The organism is Dialister sp. (assembly GCF_036343215.1).
In the GTDB taxonomy this organism is placed as follows: domain Bacteria; phylum Bacillota; class Negativicutes; order Veillonellales; family Dialisteraceae; genus Dialister.
This window is the reverse complement of record NZ_JAZASU010000001.1, coordinates 111269-129926: the sequence shown is the minus strand read 5'-3', so window position 1 is coordinate 129926 and position 18658 is coordinate 111269. Positions and strand designations below refer to the sequence as shown.

20 protein-coding genes are annotated in these 18658 nt (G+C 42.6%); 12 read left to right on the top strand and 8 right to left on the bottom strand.

Features of this window, described 5'->3' with window-relative positions:
* Nucleotide 1 precedes the first annotated feature (1 nt).
* From rlmN to VZT47_RS00550, 11 genes are all read left to right on the top strand, one after another.
* Nucleotides 2–1036, top strand: a complete 1035-nt coding sequence (gene rlmN, locus VZT47_RS00600; protein ID WP_330223034.1) for a 23S rRNA (adenine(2503)-C(2))-methyltransferase RlmN — start codon at nt 2–4, stop codon at nt 1034–1036.
* A 224-nt stretch (nt 1037–1260) separates the two neighbouring features.
* A complete protein-coding gene (locus VZT47_RS00595; protein ID WP_330223033.1) occupies nt 1261–2001 on the top strand; it encodes a Stp1/IreP family PP2C-type Ser/Thr phosphatase in 741 nt (246 codons plus the stop codon).
* Between the two features lie 3 nt (nt 2002–2004).
* Entirely contained in the window at nt 2005–3864 is a 1860-nt protein-coding gene (gene pknB / locus VZT47_RS00590) for a Stk1 family PASTA domain-containing Ser/Thr kinase (RefSeq protein ID WP_330223032.1), read from the top strand.
* Nucleotides 3865–3867: 3 nt separating this feature from the next.
* The gene (gene rsgA / locus VZT47_RS00585) at nt 3868–4734 is read left to right on the top strand and encodes a ribosome small subunit-dependent GTPase A (protein WP_330223031.1); all 867 of its coding nucleotides are present in this window, start codon (nt 3868–3870) and stop codon (nt 4732–4734) included.
* Between the two features lie 3 nt (nt 4735–4737).
* Complete coding sequence (rpe, locus tag VZT47_RS00580; RefSeq protein ID WP_330223030.1) at nt 4738–5379, top strand: ribulose-phosphate 3-epimerase; 642 nt, start codon at nt 4738–4740, stop codon at nt 5377–5379.
* Between the two features lie 257 nt (nt 5380–5636).
* Complete coding sequence (locus VZT47_RS00575; RefSeq protein ID WP_330223029.1) at nt 5637–6500, top strand: Hsp33 family molecular chaperone HslO; 864 nt, start codon at nt 5637–5639, stop codon at nt 6498–6500.
* Nucleotides 6500–7297: an S-methyl-5'-thioadenosine phosphorylase gene (gene mtnP, locus VZT47_RS00570; protein WP_330223028.1), complete on the top strand. Its 798-nt coding sequence runs from the start codon at nt 6500–6502 to the stop codon at nt 7295–7297. Before VZT47_RS00575 ends, mtnP begins: the two co-directional genes overlap by 1 nt.
* Complete coding sequence (gene mtnA, locus VZT47_RS00565) at nt 7294–8346, top strand: S-methyl-5-thioribose-1-phosphate isomerase (protein WP_330223027.1); 1053 nt, start codon at nt 7294–7296, stop codon at nt 8344–8346. The genes mtnP and mtnA overlap by 4 nt, the downstream gene beginning before the upstream one ends.
* A 2-nt stretch (nt 8347–8348) precedes the next feature.
* Complete coding sequence (locus VZT47_RS00560; RefSeq protein ID WP_330223026.1) at nt 8349–9593, top strand: adenosylhomocysteinase; 1245 nt, start codon at nt 8349–8351, stop codon at nt 9591–9593.
* Nucleotides 9594–9606: 13 nt separating this feature from the next.
* Nucleotides 9607–10893, top strand: coding sequence for an amidohydrolase (locus tag VZT47_RS00555; RefSeq protein ID WP_330223025.1), 1287 nt, complete (start codon nt 9607–9609; stop codon nt 10891–10893).
* Between the two features lie 394 nt (nt 10894–11287).
* On the top strand, nt 11288–12274 hold the full coding sequence (locus tag VZT47_RS00550) for a site-specific integrase (RefSeq protein ID WP_442877405.1): 987 nt from the start codon (nt 11288–11290) through the stop codon (nt 12272–12274).
* A gap of 191 nt (nt 12275–12465) precedes the next feature.
* Here VZT47_RS00550 and VZT47_RS00545 read toward each other — a convergent pair whose 3' ends face one another.
* A complete protein-coding gene (locus VZT47_RS00545) occupies nt 12466–12723 on the bottom strand; it encodes a LysM peptidoglycan-binding domain-containing protein (protein WP_330223023.1) in 258 nt (85 codons plus the stop codon).
* A gap of 355 nt (nt 12724–13078) precedes the next feature.
* Here VZT47_RS00545 and lexA point away from each other — a divergent pair, with 355 nt between their 5' ends.
* Nucleotides 13079–13714 (top strand): transcriptional repressor LexA, encoded by a 636-nt coding sequence (gene lexA, locus VZT47_RS00540; protein ID WP_330223022.1) that lies wholly within the window; start codon nt 13079–13081, stop codon nt 13712–13714.
* 64 nt (nt 13715–13778) lie between these two features.
* Here the strand turns inward: lexA and VZT47_RS00535 are convergent, their stop codons facing one another.
* From VZT47_RS00535 to yhbY, 7 genes are all read right to left on the bottom strand, one after another.
* Nucleotides 13779–14660, bottom strand: coding sequence for a CvfB family protein (locus VZT47_RS00535; protein ID WP_330223021.1), 882 nt, complete (start codon nt 14658–14660; stop codon nt 13779–13781).
* The gene (gene rsfS, locus VZT47_RS00530; protein WP_330223020.1) at nt 14653–15009 is read right to left on the bottom strand and encodes a ribosome silencing factor; all 357 of its coding nucleotides are present in this window, start codon (nt 15007–15009) and stop codon (nt 14653–14655) included. Before rsfS ends, VZT47_RS00535 begins: the two co-directional genes overlap by 8 nt.
* A gap of 10 nt (nt 15010–15019) precedes the next feature.
* On the bottom strand, nt 15020–15910 hold the full coding sequence (locus VZT47_RS00525) for an LCP family protein (protein WP_330223019.1): 891 nt from the start codon (nt 15908–15910) through the stop codon (nt 15020–15022).
* Nucleotides 15897–16484, bottom strand: coding sequence for a bis(5'-nucleosyl)-tetraphosphatase (symmetrical) YqeK (yqeK, locus tag VZT47_RS00520; RefSeq protein ID WP_330223018.1), 588 nt, complete (start codon nt 16482–16484; stop codon nt 15897–15899). Before yqeK ends, VZT47_RS00525 begins: the two co-directional genes overlap by 14 nt.
* A 4-nt stretch (nt 16485–16488) precedes the next feature.
* On the bottom strand, nt 16489–17094 hold the full coding sequence (gene nadD, locus VZT47_RS00515) for a nicotinate-nucleotide adenylyltransferase (RefSeq protein WP_330223017.1): 606 nt from the start codon (nt 17092–17094) through the stop codon (nt 16489–16491).
* 136 nt (nt 17095–17230) lie between these two features.
* A complete protein-coding gene (proB, locus tag VZT47_RS00510) occupies nt 17231–18373 on the bottom strand; it encodes a glutamate 5-kinase (RefSeq protein WP_330223016.1) in 1143 nt (380 codons plus the stop codon).
* Nucleotides 18360–18650, bottom strand: coding sequence for a ribosome assembly RNA-binding protein YhbY (gene yhbY / locus VZT47_RS00505; protein ID WP_330223015.1), 291 nt, complete (start codon nt 18648–18650; stop codon nt 18360–18362). The genes proB and yhbY overlap by 14 nt, the downstream gene beginning before the upstream one ends.
* Nucleotides 18651–18658 lie beyond the last annotated feature (8 nt).

The following is an 18658-nucleotide window of genomic DNA, read 5'->3' as shown; positions in this document are numbered from 1 at the left end:
TATGCCTTTTAACTTATGGGGACACACCCTTCCGGAAATGGAGAAATGGGTACTTGACCAGAATTTTCCTCGCTTCAGGGCAAAACAGATTCAGGATTATCTTTATAAGCGGCATATATTTGATATAGATGCCATGAAGCAGCTTCCTGAAACTATGAGAGCCTCCATAAAATCGGAGACCATCCTTGAGAAGCCGGTTATTATGAGTTCTATTCAGTCGAATGATGGAAATACGACGAAAATCCTTTTAAAGCTGGCAGATGGTTCTCTCATTGAAACGGTCTGCATGCATCATAATTACGGAAATTCAATCTGCGTTTCCACCCAGGTCGGTTGTTCCATGGGATGCATCTTCTGTGCCTCCACCAGAAACGGGCTTGAAAGAAATCTGACTGCCGGTGAAATCCTTGCTCAGGTGTATGCTTTTAAAGAAATCATGGATATACCGGTCCATTCCATCGTCCTTATGGGTTCCGGTGAACCACTGACTAATTACGAGGAAGTTCTTCGTTTTATTCATCTTTGTAATGATCCCGGCCTGTTAAATATCAGTTTTAGAAATATTACTCTGTCTACCTGTGGTATTGTTCCACAGATTTACAGGCTGGCCGATGAAAAATTACCGATTACCCTCGCTATTTCTCTTCATGCTCCCAATGATCGTATACGAAATGAAATACTTCCTGTCAGCCGTCATTTCAAGATTGAAGATGTCATCAAGGCAGCGGGCTATTACTTCAAAACGACTGGCCGGAGAGTCACTTTTGAATATATCCTGATCAGGAATATTAACGCTTCCATAGAAAATGCAGAAGAACTTTGCCGGCTTGTCGGAAAAATGAATTGTCATTTTAATTTGATTCCCATCAATGGTACCGAACATATTCAGCTCTTTCCGCCAACCCCAAATGAAATTCGTGACTTTCAGTCTCTTTTAGAAAAGCATGGAAAAAGCACAACTGTCAGGAAACAAATGGGGGATGAAATTCAGGCTGCCTGCGGTCAATTAAAGCGGAGATATATGGCAAATAAGTAATCAGTCTCCATTCCAGGATTTAATAGATGATTTATTTGGGAACTGATTATTATATCATGCAGAATTTTAATATCTTTTACCCACTCCATTGAAAATTATATTTCTGTCAGATGCCCTAAATTGACTATCTCTACCGTTGATGATAGTATTAGTTTATTAGAAGTCATATCTTTCTTTATTCCCCAATAAGGTGTGAAAATTATTTTCAATTTGGAAAGGCTCATATGATACTATACTATGGCGATTCCCAAAAGGGCCTTGTCCGAAAGGCTAACGAGGATGCAATCAACCTTAGCGTTGACAACCTTTTTATTCTGGCTGATGGAATGGGCGGCTATGAAGGTGGTCAGATTGCAAGCACTCTTTCCGTGGAGACAGTAGGTGATTTCCTTAAAAATCTGGATACTGCTGCTGCGCAGGAAGATCTTTTGAAACAGGCATTCCTGGCGGCCAATGAATCTGTCCTTTTGAAAAAACTGGATAATCCCGCCCTTAAATCAATGGGAACTACGCTCCTTGCTTCCCTGATAAAGGACAATTGCCTGTTTTGGGCACATGTAGGGGACAGCCGTCTTTATCAATATACTGATGGTGTTATGACGCAAATTACTACAGATCATTCATTTGTCATGGAACTGGTCAAAGAAGGTAAATTGACAAAAGAGCAAATGCGGGTTCATCCACGGAAAAATGAAATTACCCGGGCTGTAGGCATAGAAAGAAAGCTTAAAATCGATACCGGTCATTTTACACTGTCTGATGGCACGATGGTTCTGATGTGCTCGGATGGTGTCAGCGGTATGCTTGATGATTCCCAGCTGGAAGAGATGGTACGTTCCAACCCCCGTAAAGACAGGAATCAGCTGGAAATTTTAGGAAAAGAGATCATGAACCAGGTATATCTGGCGGGTGCCAGAGACAATGCTTCTCTTATTTTGGTTCAGTATTGGAATACAGTGGAGTAAATTATGGCTGGTAAGATTCTTGATGAACGCTATGAACTCATGGAAAAAATCGGGTCAGGCGGTATGGCGGATGTTTATAAAGCCAGGGATATTCTCCTTGATCGGATAGTGGCAGTCAAAATTCTTCATGGAAATTTTGTAGAGGACAATGATTTCATTGTACGATTCCGCCATGAAGCGCAATCTGCCGGAAAATTATCCCACCCCAATATTGTTGGTATCTACGATGTCGGCTGTGATGATGATATTCACTATATCGTAATGGAATATGTGGAAGGGGAGACCCTTAAACAGTATATTCTGAATCATCCCAATATTCCTATTGATACTGCGGTCCGTATTGCAATCGAAATAGGTTACGCCCTCGAAGAGGCCCATGCGAATGGTATTATCCACTGTGATGTTAAGCCGCATAATGTTCTATTGACTAAAAACGGTAAAGTTAAAGTCACTGATTTCGGTATTGCCAGGGCTATTAACTCCTCTACGGTCATGGACAAAGAGTCCATACTGGGCTCGGTCCATTACCTTTCTCCGGAACAGGCCGCCGGAGACAAAATAACCGAAAAAACAGACATCTATTCTCTCGGCATTGTCTTATATGAAATGCTGACACACCATCTTCCTTTCGAAGGAGAAACGGCTGTCAGCATTGCTCTGCAGCACATGCAGGGGGATATATCGCGTCCAACCAAATATAACCCCGCTATTTCTCCCATGCTGGAAGAATGCCTGCTGACAGCTCTCCAGAAAGATCCGGATAAACGATATGACTCGGTTTCTGATTTCGTATCGGAACTGAAAATAGCACAGGGATTTACTACGACCATGTATAAGCCGGCGTCTCATGATTTCACAGCAATGACCCGCCCGATTCCACAGAAAGCCATACACAGGAAAGAGCCGGTCAAAGAGAGCCGTTTTACCACGTTTATTACCAATCTGCCTCAAAAATACATTTGGATTGGAATGGTTATTCTATTCATCGTTTGTTTCGCATGGGCATTTTTCAGTTTTGGTAATTTCTGGAGTTCAGAAGATATCTCTGTCCCCAATGTTGTCGGTAAACCTGTAGAAGTGGCTGAAACAACACTGAAAAAGATGGACCTGAAAGTTTCCGTCGATGAAATTGCCAGCGATGATGTTCCTTCCGGCCAGGTTATTTCTCAGACACCATCAGCGGGAACTAATGTAAAAGCCAAAAGAATCATTCACCTTACTGTCAGCAAGGGCGGTGCTTCCATTCTTATACCGGATTTGAAAGGGCTTACTCTTGAACAGGCAAAAGAGCGTCTTGACAAACTGGGACTTTCTTTAGGAGCCATTGAAAATGGAAATGATCCGGATAAACCATCTGAAATTATCATTTCTCAAAGTCCGGAACCCGGTTCCAAGGCCGCTAAAGGAACAAGAGTCAATATTACAGTCAATATGAAGCAGAAAATCAGTATTCCAAATGTAGTTGGAATGACTTTGGCAGATGCCAGAAAAACGCTGCTTACTATGAAATTATCCGTCGGCACTATTCATTCAACAGACGGAGTAACAGCCGATGACAGCAGTGCACTTGTTGTATCCCAGGATCCGGCCGGCGGTGAGTCCAGTTCGAACAATGTGGTTAATCTCACGATAGGAGGCAAGAAGAAGCCTCAGGCCAAGTCCGGAACCGTTAATATTTCCATACCTAAAGGTGGAAACGCAAGACAGGTGGAAATTTATGTTTCTGATGACGGTGGAAAGAGAACCGTCTACAAAGGCAAAGCTGCCCCGGGCAGTACTGTCAGCAAAGATGTTTCCGGAAACGGTACCGTACATGTGCAAGTCGTGATTGATGGCTCCGTCGTGCAGGATCGGGAGTTATGATTTATGAAGGGTATCATTCTTAAAAATCAGAATGGTTACTTTACTATTTCCGGTGAAGAAGGTAAGGTCAGCCTCTGCCGCTCCAGGGGTACGCTCAAACGTAAAACCAATATTCTGGTAGGGGATTATGTAGAATTTGAAACCGACAAAGGTTCTGAAGCCGTCATCACTCATGTATATCCAAGAAAATCTTTTCTGCATCGGCCTCCGGTTGCCAATATCGATCAGCTTGCTCTCGTTTGTTCCATCCGTACTCCCGATCTGAATTATTTCCTTATGGACAAGATGGTTGTTCTCTCTGAAAATGCAGGTATAGAACCTCTCATTATCATAAGCAAATCAGATCTCGATGCAGATGGAGCAGAAAAGGCAGTAAAATATTATCAAACTGCCGGCTATCAGGCCTGCACGGTATCATTGAAGAATTACTCCGGCATCACAGAGATGCGCGATTATCTTTCCGGTCCGGTTATCGCATTTTCAGGACCATCGGGAGTGGGAAAATCAAGTCTTTTGAATGATCTCCTCGGCATAGATTATTTCATCTCCGGTGAAATCAGCCGCCAGACAGGCCGCGGAAAGAATACGACAAGACACGCAGAACTTGTTCAATCCTCGCAGGGATACTACCTTATGGATACTCCCGGTTATACACATTTAGACATTGAGACGATCGATACTCAGGAACTCTCTTTCCTTTTCAGGGACTTTCGCCCTTATCTTGGTAACTGCAGATTCAATAACTGCCTTCATGATCAGGAACCGGACTGTGCGGTACGCCATGCTTTGGAAACAGGAAGGATTCAAAAGGAACGTTACGATTCTTATAAACGCATATTGGAAGAATTAAAAACAACTCGCAGGAGGTAAGTCATGAAAATTGCGCCATCATTATTAGCAGCAGATTTTTCCAGACTGGCTGAGGAAGTCAGGGATATTGAAACAGGTGGTGCTGACTATCTTCACCTCGACGTGATGGATGGTCATTTCGTTCCAAACCTTTCTTTTGGGGTTCCTGTGATTAAAGCACTTAGGAAGAAGACAAACCTTCCTTTTGATGTTCATCTCATGGTCGATTATCCGGAGGATTATCTGGATGGTCTGCAAGAATGCAGGGCGGCCATGGTTTCCTTTCATGTGGAAGCAGTACAACATGCTGATCGGATGATTCATAATATCAGGGACCGTGGGATAAAGGCCGGTGCAGCCCTGAATCCAGGTACCTCACTCTCCACGCTTGATGAAATTCTCCCGCTTCTTGATTTTGTGCTGATTATGTCTGTGAATCCTGGTTTTGGCGGACAGAAGTTCATTCCATATTCTCTTGATAAAATCAGTCGTTTGAAAAGGCGGATATCATCTCTGGGGAAAGACATATTGATAGAGGTGGATGGAGGGGTAAATGAAAAAAATGCACCTCTTCTGAGAGACGCCGGTGCCGATATACTTGTCGCGGGTTCTTCCGTTTTTGGAAGCCCCGACAGGGCTTCTGCCATCAGTCATTTAAAAATCTGATTATTCTATAAAAAAGCGGCACCAGCCGCTTTTTTGAGTAAATATTTCAATCCAGACCAGATTCATTTAATTGTATAATCCCCGGTAATTTTTACTTTTTATTTCCTGAAGTGTTACAATGATATAGGCTTCTTAAACAGGCTTTATTAAGATTAATTTTTACATACTCTGAAAAGCTTTTCAGAACAAACTACTATCTTTGATAGATTGGAAATACTTTCATTTTGTTTGGTATCTTTAAGGAAAGGAAACAGGATATGCCTGTATTAAATTCAATAGAACATTACCTGAGCACCGATGGCATTCGTATTACTCTGGCTGACGTATCAGATGCGGCAAGGGAAGCGCAGGACATCCATCAGCTGCAGTCAATGGCTGCTGTAATTATGGGTAAGATTCTTACTGCATCTGCTATTCTTGCTATGGATTTCAAAAATCATGAAGGTGTTTCCCTAAAATGGGTCACCGGTTCACCACTGGGGACCATCCACAGTGATGCTTATGAAGGAAGATATGTACGAGGATTCCCGGATCATCCGGAATGCAGCCTGCCGGATTATTCTCCTGACAAGGAAAGCGATTTTGTTTCCTGCAGCGGGAAATTATTCGTGACAAGATATTCCCTGTTAAAACAGCCTTATGTTTCTGCCGTCAACCTTTCAAAGGGGGACGTAGCAGAATGTATTTCCGAATACATCAACGCTTCTGATCAAACGCTGTCCCATGTTGAAATCGAAACAAAACTGGATAAAACGGGGCACATTAGTAGATGTTCCGGGTTTATTGCCCAGCTCATGCCGGAAGGAAATAAAGAACTATTCCATAAATTGTTTGAAACAGGTGAAAAGCTGGATCTTTGGGGAGAAGGGGATCATTCGTTGACCGGCCTCCTCCGGAAAGAAGACTATATTCTTTTGGGAAAAGCAGATATTTCCTATCGCTGTACATGCAGTGAGGACAGGATAAAAAATTCATTACTGGGCCTGCCTGTGGATGAACAGCAAAGTCTCCTGGATGATGAGAAAATTGAGGTCGTTTGTCATTATTGCGGAAAGAAATATCATATTTCCCGTGAAACTTTGAAAAAATGGTTTCAGGAGAAAAAAGGAGGAAACGTATAATGAGTAAATTAGCCTTTATTGGCGGTACAGGCGTCTATGACCCCGGGATCCTGACAGATCTTCATTCCGAAATTATTGACACACCTTTTGGGCAGGCCATTTATGAATCCGGAAAATTTGGCGATAAAGAAATTATATTCCTTGCGCGCCATGGAATTCATCATACCATTCCGCCGCACAAAATCAATTACAGGGCCAATATCTATGCCCTGAAAATGCTTGATGTCAAGGCTGTCGTGTCTACAACGGCAGTAGGTTCATTGAATCCCGAATATAAAGCGGGGGAACTTGTCCTGATTGACCAGTTTATCGATATGACAAAATCGCGGGATGGAACATTCTACGATGGGGAGCACTATGGCGTAGCGCATCTCGATATGACGCATCCTTACTGTGAAACCCTTCGAAAGGCCATTATCCGGGCAGCTGAAAGTGAACATATTACTCTCCATCCCCATGGAACCTATATCTGTACAGAAGGACCCCGTTTTGAAACACCGGCTGAAATCAGGGCATATCGTCAGTGGGGGGCCGACGTGGTTGGGATGACAAACCTTCCTGAATGCGTACTTGCCAGAGAGGCAGAAATCTGTTATTCCACAATTTCCATGGTTACCAATTTTGCAGCAGGTATTTCGAAAACTGCCCTTTCTCATAAAGAAGTGGTAGATTGCATGAATCATAATCTGGAAAGCTTTAAAAAGATCATTACCATTCTGTCTAAAACCTATGATCCTGATACGGATTGCGACTGTCACCACGCCGCCAGAGATTTCGGAGGTTTCCATTTATTATGAGTAACAAGCTTTGGTCCCTGAAGTGGGACAAGGATACCCTGATTCTTCTGGATCAGACGAAACTTCCACAAACTATTACTTATCTCTACTGCAAAACAATGGAAGAAACGGCAAATGCCATCCGGCGCCTGGCTGTACGGGGAGCTCCTGCTATAGGCGTAGCGGCTGCTTACGGCATGGTTCTTGCCCTTCAGAACGAATTGAAAGAGAATCTGACCGGCGATGAACTGAAACAGGCATTTCATAAAGCCGGGAAATACCTTGCCGGTGCCCGGCCTACTGCGGTCAATCTGTCCTGGGCAGTAGGTGAAATGCTTTCCCTTTTCGACAGAACCGATGAAAAAAATGCCCTGAAAAACCTGACTGTCAGGGCTAAGGAAATAGAAGCTCAGGACAGAAAAATATGCGAAAAAATGGCCGATTCCGGTGCAGAACTTTTTAAAGACAGAACTCATTTGAATATATTGACCCACTGCAATACCGGTGCCCTGGCTACGGCCGGTATTGGGACTGCTTTTGGTGTTATTTACCGCCTTCATGAGGAAGGCCGGATTGAATGTGTCTATGCAGATGAGACAAGGCCCCTTCTCCAGGGGGCCCGACTTACCGGAACAGAGTTGATGCAGAATGAAATTCCCTGCCGTCTCATTACGGATAATATGGCTGCCTGGGTAATGGCACAGAAAAAAATTGATGCGGTCATCGTCGGTGCTGACAGAATCGCTTCCAATGGCGATACAGCAAATAAAGTCGGTACCTATGGTCTTGCCGTACTTTGCGCATATCATCATATCCCGTTTTACATAACGGCACCATTTTCCACTTTTGATTTTTCTATTTCTTCCGGAGATGAAATCGATATAGAAGAGCGAGACCCGGATGAGGTCAGGAAATATGGAAACTGCTATGCAGCGCCTGAGAATATACCTGTTTTTAATCCGGCCTTTGATGTAACACCGCACTCATTAATTACGGGAATTATTACCGAAAAGGGGGTGCTCAGGCCGCCCTTTGAAGATGCGATAAAACAATTTGAAAGGAGTTTATAATTATGACTGAATCCTTAATCAGAGATATTTCACTGGCAGATAACGGGGAGCAGCGTATCCGCTGGGTTGCCAAGTATATGCCCGCACTGAACACGCTGCGAGAAGAATACATAAAAGATCAGACCTTTAAAGGCAAAACCATTGTCATGTCCATCCATCTGGAAGCGAAAACCGCATATCTGGCCCTGACCCTTAAGGCAGCAGGAGCCAATGTAATCTGTACCGGCAGTAATCCTCTTTCCACCCAGGATCCCATTGCGGCTGCTCTTGTCAAAAATGGGGTAACCGTCTACGCATGGCACGGCTGCACAGATGAAGAATATACCATGTTCCTGAACAAAGCGCTGGATCATATGCCTGATATCATTATTGACGACGGCGGTGATCTTGTCCATCTTCTGCATACGTCCAGAATCGATGCCAGAAAGAATCTTATTGGAGGTTCTGAAGAAACCACGACCGGTGTATATCGTCTGAAAATTCTCGAAAAACAGCATGAGCTGAAATTCCCGATGATTGCTGTCAATGATTCTTATTGCAAATACCTTTTTGATAACAGGTATGGTACCGGGCAGTCTGCCTGGGATGGTATCATCCGCAGTACAAATCTGACTGTAACCGGAAAAACCGTTGTTATTGCAGGATATGGCTGGTGCGGAAAAGGTGTTTCCATGCGTGCCAAAGGACTTGGCGCTCATGTCATTGTCACCGAAGTTGATCCTATTAAAGCCATTGAAGCAGTCATGGATGGCTTTGAAGTTATGCCCATGGATGAAGCTGCCAGGCTGGGGGATTATTTCCTTACCGTTACCGGCGATATCAATATTGTTACCGAAAGACATTTCCTCAAAATGAAAGATGGCGCTATTTGTGCCAACGCAGGTCATTTCGATTGCGAAGTCAGCCGCAAGGACCTGGAACGAATCTGTACCAGCAAATTCGAGGCGCGCAAAAATATTGAAGGCTATGTGCTTCCAAATGGTAAAACCGTGTTCCTCCTTGCCGAAGGGCGCCTGGTGAATCTGGCAGCCGGTGATGGTCATCCGGCTGAAATTATGGATCTTTCTTTTGCCATGCAGAGTCTGGCTGCCCGTTATCTCCTTCAGCATGGCAAAGATATGGAAGCCAAAGTATATACACTGCCTCATGAACTGGATACAAAAGTGGCATCCATTAAACTTGCATCCATGGGGTATGAAATTGATACTTTGACAGAAGAACAGAGAAAATATCTTGGACTTGATTGACGGAGGTTATAATATGTCTATTTTAATTAAAAATGTGGGAATCTGCCTGGATGGCAAGGTCGAGGAACATAAGAATATCGCAATAGACGGGAAATATATCAAATCCTTTCCGGATACTCCCATAGAGGCAGATTATGACGAAATCATTGACGGTCATGACATGCTGGCCATGCCGGGTCTGGTAAATACTCATACCCATGTAGCAATGACGCTTTTCCGCAGCTATGCAGATGATATGGCCCTCATGGACTGGCTGCAGAATAAAATCTGGCCTGCTGAAGACCACCTGGATGATGATATCGTGTACTGGGGCAGCATGCTTGCTTTTGCGGAAATGATTCGCGGCGGCACAACGGCCTTCTGTGATATGTATATGTTCATGGATGCCTGTGCCAGAGCAGCCGATCAATCCGGAATCCGCGGCAACCTTGCCCGCGGCCTCGCTGGTCTTGGACCAAATGGACAGAAGGGGATTGACGAAAATGTCGAACTTTTCAAGAATTGGAATGGAGCAGGGGATGGACGTTTCAAGGTTATGATGGGGCCTCATGCACCCTATACCTGCCCGCCAGACTATATCAAAAAAGTAAGAGATGTGGCAACGAAATACAATATGCCCATTCACATTCATCTTTCGGAAACAAAAGGGGAAGTAGAAAATTTTCTGAAAGAATATCACATGACCCCGATTGCCCTTATGAATTCTCTTGGCCTTTTTGATCAGCCCACCCTGGCAGCGCACTGTGTTCATGTTACCGATGATGACATTCAGATTATGAAAGAAAAACACGTCTGCGTGGCTCATAACCCGGCTTCCAATCTGAAACTGGCATCCGGTGTGGCTCCGGTTCCCAAAATGCGAAAAGCCGGAATTACTGTTGGCATTGGTACCGATGGGGCATCCAGCAACAATAAGCTGGATATGTTTGCCGAAATGCGCCTGGCTGCTTTAATTCATAAAGCAGCTGACTATGATCCTTTTGCAATAACTGCCAAAGAAGCCCTTAAAATGGCCACAGAAGACGGTGCAAAGTGTCTGGGGTACAAAGACCTCGGCATTTTGAAAGAGGGATATCTGGCTGATATTATTCTTGTCGACAGGAGCGGATTCCACTGGCATCCACGTTTTGACAGTATTTCTCTTGCTGTGTACGCAGGAAACTCCATGGATGTGGACACGGTTATTATCAATGGTAAACCAGTCATGGAACATAAAGAACTTTTGACTATAGATATCGAAAAGATGTATGCAGAAGTAGAACGGGTAACGGGGAAATTATACGCTTTTACAAAGAAATAATCTGATTCAATAATTTAAATTTACGTAAAAGAGCATCTGGTTTTTAAGACCGGATGCTCTTTATAATTGGCTTTGGCTGATAGATATGATTTATCGTAATAGCACTAAATAATTTTGATTATGAATTGATAAAATAACAGAAATATTCCACGAAACAATTTGTATGATTTCATATTCTGACAGGGATTTGTATTCAAAATTTCCTTTAAAATTGATATAGCTTTTAAGGGATTGCAGGATCTGCATTTAAGTGAATTGAAAGGGCTTCAATACCATGATATAATTATTTTAAGCATTAGTTCCGATAACATTAAATTATCGGAACTAATGTATATTACTAAATCAACGAAATTGTATCTGTAAGGATTGAATTTCACTTATAAAGGCAGGAATTATTGTGGATAATCATTTTTTCCTCAGGAATTTTGTAGAAAAAAACATATCTTCCGGCTTATCGGATAAAAGCCTGAATGCATTGGCTGTGACGAAATCGAAAAATACGATTAATGCTTATGAGTCTGACTGGAATGATTTTTGCGATTGGTGCAGATATCATCATAAGTCTTCTTATCCAGCCAGTCCCGAGACGGTTGTTAACTATATCAATGACCTGGCAGATTTTGCCAAAGCTGCCACGATTCGAAGAAGGATAAGTGCCATATCGGAAAATTACAATGCCTCTGATGAAAGGGATAACAACCCCTGCCGGGCGTGGATTGTAAAGGAAGCGCTTATCGGTCTGACCCGCCTTAAGGGAAGCATGCAGAAAGGTAAGACTCCTATTTACTGGGAGGAAATTGAGGAAATAATTTCCCATATGGATTTGTCCTCCCCTGTTCATATGAGGGATAAGGCGATTCTTCTTCTTGGCTTTATGGGGGCTTTCCGGAGAAGTGAGCTCTCGGGTCTGGATGTGGAAGATTTAAAAAAGTATCCGCAGGGTATTGTCGTGACGATCCGTCATTCCAAAACTGACCAGACGTCTGAGGGACAGCAAATCGGTATACCATATATTCATGATGAATCTATGGACTGCATAGGGGCCATTCATAACTGGATTCAGGTTTCAGGCATTCAATCCGGCCCGCTTTTCCGTAGCTTCTTAAAAAATGGAAAGGTTTCATCAAGGCGGCTTAGTGATAAAAGCATCAATCTCATTGTTAAGAAATATGCAGCCTCTATCGGGCTGGATCCCGATTTTTATGGTGCGCACAGCCTTCGCCACGGTTTTGCCACTTATGCTGCTTTAAAAGGCGTAGAGGAACGTCTCATCATGAAGCAGACGCGGCATCATTCTGTAGAGATGGTACGCCGTTATATTAACGAAGCTGACTTGTTTACAAATAATCCAATCGACAAGATTTTTGGAAGCTCCAGATAATGACGAACAAATTTTCTTTTGGGGTTCCAGACGCTTATAAGAAATTTTGTTCTGTATCTTGATCAATATACACGTAATAACTGATCTGGCAGGATTACGACCTATTCTCTAGGAACTGCGAAAAGCAGCTCTATAAAGAAAACAAATGTCCATTCCATGATTCTGGAATGGACATTTGTTTTCTTTATTTTTTATTTGATGGGCAGTTTAATGATCATGCCGGGTTCAAGTTGACCAGGATTCGTAATATGGTTAAACTGCTGTACATTGTAAATATATTCTCGTATATCTTCGTTTTTCCCTACGCGTTTTGATGCAATATCCCATAAAGTATCGTTTGTGGTCAGTGTTACGGTTTCATATTGAACAGAATTTCCTGCAACGGAAGCGTTTACGCCCCAACCACAAAGCAGTACAACTCCAATCATCAGGACAATTATCTTTTTCATAATAAGCAGTCCTCCTTTTATCATAAATGAATCAGTTTCTTCGAATATGTTTTCACCGAAGATTATTTTTCAAAACGATTATTCCGCGAACATTATTTCTTTTGACATGATTATATTATAACAAAACAAAGATTCGTACAATAGAACATAAAATTAAATTTCTTTAAAGTTCTACAAACCATATGTTTTGTAGAATATTCAATCGCCTATCATTTATTCCATGAACTACTGTTTGAATTTAATTGCTGTATCATGTATAATAAGGCTAAAAAGATGTAGTCTTATTCATTTTTCATGATAAAAATCAGGTTTTTAAGGGCCGGATTATTTAATTTCAAGAAAGGGATACCCCAAAATGGCAGCTAAAAGATTGGGAAAAAACCGGGAACTGACAACCCGTGAAAAAAGCATTCTCGAGTTTATACGAAAGAAGATTTATGAGGATGGCTTCCCTCCTACAGTCCGTGAAATATGCACTGCTGTTGGGCTTCGCTCTACTTCCACTGTTCATGGTTATCTGGCACGGCTGGAAGAACTCGGCGTAATCAAGAGAGATCCTGCCAGCTCCAGGGCCATTGAAGTGGTTAATGATATGTCCTGGCGTCACAAAAAGATGATTCCCATGCCCATGATTGGTGCTGTCCGTGCCGGTGAACCCCTTGTGGCCGATGAGCACCTGGAATCTGTTTTCCCGCTGCCATCCGATTTGATTGGCAGTGATAACAATTGTTATATCCTTGTTGTTCGTGGGGACAGCATGATTAACGCCGGAATCATGGAAGGTGATTACCTGATTGTATCTGAGCAGGATCATGCCCAGAATGGAGATATAGTTGTCGCCCTTGTTGGTAATGATGATGCTACAGTTAAACGTTTCTATAAAGAAAAGGACCACATTCGCCTTCAGCCTGAAAATGATGCGTATCAGCCAATTATTTCAAAGGATGTAATTATCCGTGGTAAAGTAATCGGGTTATACCGGCATATGTAATTCGGATAATCATTCTAATATATAAAATGCCCTATGGATTTCCATAGGGCATTTCTATTTGGCTTTAAACCTTATTTATTTTCCCTTCACTCATTGTAATCAGTCCAAGTTTAAGAAGATGACCGATTGCTCTCTTGAAGGAGGACTTGCTCAGACCCAAAGCTGATTTGATGAGGTCCGGATCTGATTTATCCGTAAAAGGCATCGTTCCATTGTGATGTTCCATATAATCGAGTAATTTTTTCATATCCCCTTCCATGGATTTTTCTTTCACGGGACGCAGGGATATATTCAGATGTCCATCTTTTCGTATGTAGGTAATCCGGCCTTTTACACTGGCTCCCAGGGGAATGTATTCATGGATTTCATCATAATGAATAAATCCGATCCATCTTTCTCTTGTAATAAAGAAAATTCCCTGTCCGGTCTTGTTATAGACGGTGCCTTCAATGATATCACCAATTTTGACTCCTGTGGCAGGAAGGCTGATTCTGCGAATTTCCTCATTAACTTTTGTTGTAACTGCCAGTCGTCCGGTTTTGTCGATATACAGCTTTACCCAGATATTCTGTCCTACAGTTACGTTTTCTTCCATTTGTGAAAAGGGAAGGAAAATTCCTCGTTCAGTTCCCACATCAACGAATGCGCCAAATCTCGTTGTAAGCATAACAGGGGCATACCCAATACCGCCGACAGGAATCTGTGGCAGATGCATACTGGCAGTAAGGCGGTGTCTGGGATCATGATAGAGAAATACCTTTACTTTTTCCCCCTCTTCAAGATGTTTTGTCTGCTGTCCATTATGAAGCAGGATATCATCGGAAGATTTGCCGGTACCAGCATCTAGAAAAACTCCAAATGATGTTTCTCTGGAAACTGTCAGCTCTGCGATGGAGTTTTCTTTAAGATGCAGAGGGCCTAATCCATTAGGTTCTTCACTATTCATTGATTTCTCCAATATCATGATATTCAGCAGCAGGCGCCTCCTGCCAGAGTGTATCAAAATCATATCTGCGTCGTTCTTCATCGGTAAAGATATGAACGATTACATCTCCAAAATCAAGAAGAATCCAGTCACCTTCCCTGTATCCTTCTTTCCGGAGGGCATGAATCCCCTCTTGCGCCAGTTTTTCTTCCACTTCATCAGCAGCTGCCTGGGATTGCTTTTTGTTTCTTGTGGAAGCAAGAATAAAATGATCGGCTATACTGGTCAAGTCTCTTACGTCGAGGACACGAATACGAACGCCTTTTTTGGCAGATAAAGCTTTACAGATTATTTCTATGTTTTTTTCCATAATATCTCCCTCAGTTTGAATTATTACCTGATCCGATAGTGAGTGCGATGGCTTTCTGAACTTCTACCGGATTAACTACCCATGTATTGACTTTGTTGATTTTCTGGATTTCTCCAGGAAGGATTACATATTTGAAATTTTCCGGGGGATAACCGGTAACCGCATAAGCCATAGAAGCTGCTTCGGAAGGCGTAATATCGGTTTCTGAAGCCGACCATATCAGTCTTGCAGCTATCCAGTTATAAATAGCAAATCTATCATGCATGGTTTCGACGAGTTTTTTTAGAATCCTTTCCTGACGCTGGATTCTATCAATTTCGCCGGCTTTTTCGTCCAAAAACCGGACATAACCCAGTGTACCGGTTCCATCCAGTTCCTGATAGCCTTTACGAATAGCAATGTCCTCTTCACCATTTTTATCACGATGGGACATATCTTTTTCGACGTATAAATTCAGACCGCCGGCCTTATCGATATATCTCTGAAAGTCGGCATAGTTGAGAACCGCATACTTGTTTATCCGTATATGGAGAAGATTTTCCACAGCGCTCCTGGTTTCTTCAGCTCCTCCTTCTGTATAAGTAGATTTAATCAGCTGATTTGTCTTTTCCTGTCTTGATAGCTTTGTATTGGGCGGAATGGACAGGAAAGTGATTTCTCTGTCTTTGGCATTCCAGGCTGACAGCAGAATGGAATCAGCTTCATTTCCTGATGTTTCGTCTGTCCCTATGATCAGGTAATAGCAAAGTGGCTGATCTGTATCATGAATTTTGGCAAGAATAAAGGATACGCCTTTGCCGATTCCCAAAATAAGAACGCCAAGTATAATCAACAAGGTTATTATACAGAAAATCAGTTTCTTTACACGAATTCTGGTTTTCCTGTGTTTATTTTTTCTCATTTGTTTTCTCTTTGAGTTTCAATATCAAATCATTCCTGCCAATAAAGGTAAGATCATAAATATAGGCCCCCTGATCAAGTAAGTGGGCTATTGTTGAATCATAGGCAGCCAGTAATGCTCTGTCAAGATCTTTCTCTGCAAGCTGTCTGAGTTTTTCCACTCCCGGAAAATCTCTGGATGGTTCTATATAGTCTGCCAGGAAAATTATTTTTTCAAGCAGGGACATGTCGGCGTGACCTGTCGTATGATAGTAGATGGCACTTTTGATTTCTTCATCATGTATGCCATATTTTTCCTCTGCCAGAATGCTTCCAACGGGACCATGAAGCAGTGCCCGGCTGGAAAGCAGAATAGAGTCCGCAGATAAATGGTTTTCGCAGGCGATTTGCTGCATCTCCTGCAATGAAAACTCCTTGGCACAGTCATGGACCCATCCTGCCAGAAAGGCCTTATCCGGATTGGCCCCATATTTTTCTGCCAAATGGAAGGCTGTCCGGGCAACCCCTTCCGAGTGATGGAACCGTTTGCCTGACAGGATGTTTTTTAAATCTTTCTGGATATTTTCAAGTTTCATGGTTTTAACCTTCATAAAGATGATATTTCTTTATAAACTGAATGACTTTATCAGGGATAAAATATCTTACCGATTTATTGTTTGCCAGTGATTCACGAAGAATAGTCGATGATATTTCCAATTCAGGGATTCGCAGAAAATGAATTTTTTCTCGACCCAATTCACCAAAATACGAAACGGAGCGTTTTAGTTTTTCCTCATATCCCGGACGGCTGGCACAAATAAAATGACAGCAGGACAGGAGTTCCCTGTTATATTTCCAGGTAGGCAGATCGGCGAGTGCATCGGTGCCGCATATAAAATAGAATTCATAGCCGCTGCCCATAATATTCCGAAGAAGGTGAATCGTATCTACAGTATACGACGGTCCGCTCCGATCCCGTTCAATGGGAGAAATCTCAAACCGGGGATTGTCTTTAATGGCAGTGTAAACCATATCATATCGAAGGAATTTATTGATGTTATGCATATCCTTGTTGGGCGTATCGCCGGAAGGAACAAAAATAACTTTTTCAAGTTCAAATTCCTGCCAGGCGGATTCAGCAATTACAAGGTGGCCAATATGCAGAGGATTAAAAGATCCCCCGAAAATTCCTATCCGTTTAAGCATACATAAACCACCGCTTCCGCTATGAGAATACATATGATCAATAGAATAAAAAGCTGCAGGATATGAATCATCTCAAAACGGCCTTTGGGATATTCCGAAAAATAGTAAATGATCCATTTCAGCTTTTCTGAAAATTTCATTTCATCACCAGCAGATTATCCCTGTGAATTACAGTATCATAGGGAGGTTCATACCCCAGTGCCGATTTCAAATCCTCCGTGTGAAGTCCTTTGATGATTTCAATATCATCACTGCAGTAGTGAGTAAGTCCCCTTGCCAGCTCTTCATTTTTATAGGTTACAGAAACAGTATCGCCTTCAGAAAAGGAGCCTTCTGTCCCTGTTATACCAACAGCCAGCAGACTGGATCCGTTTTTTAGAATTGCATTACGACATCCCAGATCCACAAAAATCTTACCTTTAACAGCAGTTCCGATAATGATATCCCGCTTTTTGAGCTGGGGATGAACATTTTCTCCTTTAAAGAATGTTCCCAGATTTTCACCTTCCATAATACGTTCAATTACTTCAGGAAGGATGCTGTTGGCAATAACCATATCAATACCTGAACGTACACAAATTTCCGCTGCCTGAATTTTTGTATACATTCCTCCGGTTCCCTGGGTGGAACCGGCACCACCGGCAATCTGGTAGATTTCCCGGGTAAATTGAGGCACCTCATGAATCAATTCGGCATCTGGATTTTTTCTCGGATCAGCAGTATAAAGTCCTTCTATATCCGAGAGAATGATAAGCAGATCCGCTTCTGCAATACTTGCAACAATGGCTGAAAGAGTATCATTGTCGCCAATTTTGATTTCGTCTGCGGTCACAGCATCATTTTCATTGACGATCGGCACGGCGCCAAGTTCCAGAAGAGATAAAAGGGTTCCGCGCATATGCAGATAGCGTTTGGAATTTACCGCATCCCCTTTAGTGAAAAGCAGCTGCCCTACAACATGCCCATATTCCCTGAAAAGATGCTCATAGATATTCAGAAGCATCCCCTGCCCGACAGCAGCTGAAGCCTGCTTATAGGGCAGATAAGAGGGTTTTTCCCTGAATCCCAGTTCCGGAAACCCTACTCCGATAGCGCCTGAGGTAACCAATATGACTTGAATACCGCGGTTCTTTAAATCGGAAATCTGCCTGGCCAGATGATCCATGAAACGCAGATTAATCTTACCATTGCTGTAAGTAAGGGAACTGGTACCGACCTTGATTACAATCCTTTTTTTGCCGGTAATGCCTTTTCGGATGTTCGAATTAAGGGAGTTCATAGTGGGACTTCTTTTCTTTCTGTTTGAACAGTACACAATTGCGCCCTATAATCTGTACAATTTCGCAATCAAACCTTGAAGCAAGGAGTTCTGCGGTAGCCCGTATATTTTCATCAGAATTCTGATGAATTTTCACCTTGACAAGCTCTCTGGCCAGTAATACGTCTTCAACGCTGTCAATGACAGACTCCGTAATTCCTTCTTTACCAATCTGCACATAAGCAGGAAGTTGTACAGCAAGACTTTTCAGGTATTGTTTCTGTTTTCCGGTTAACATGATTGACT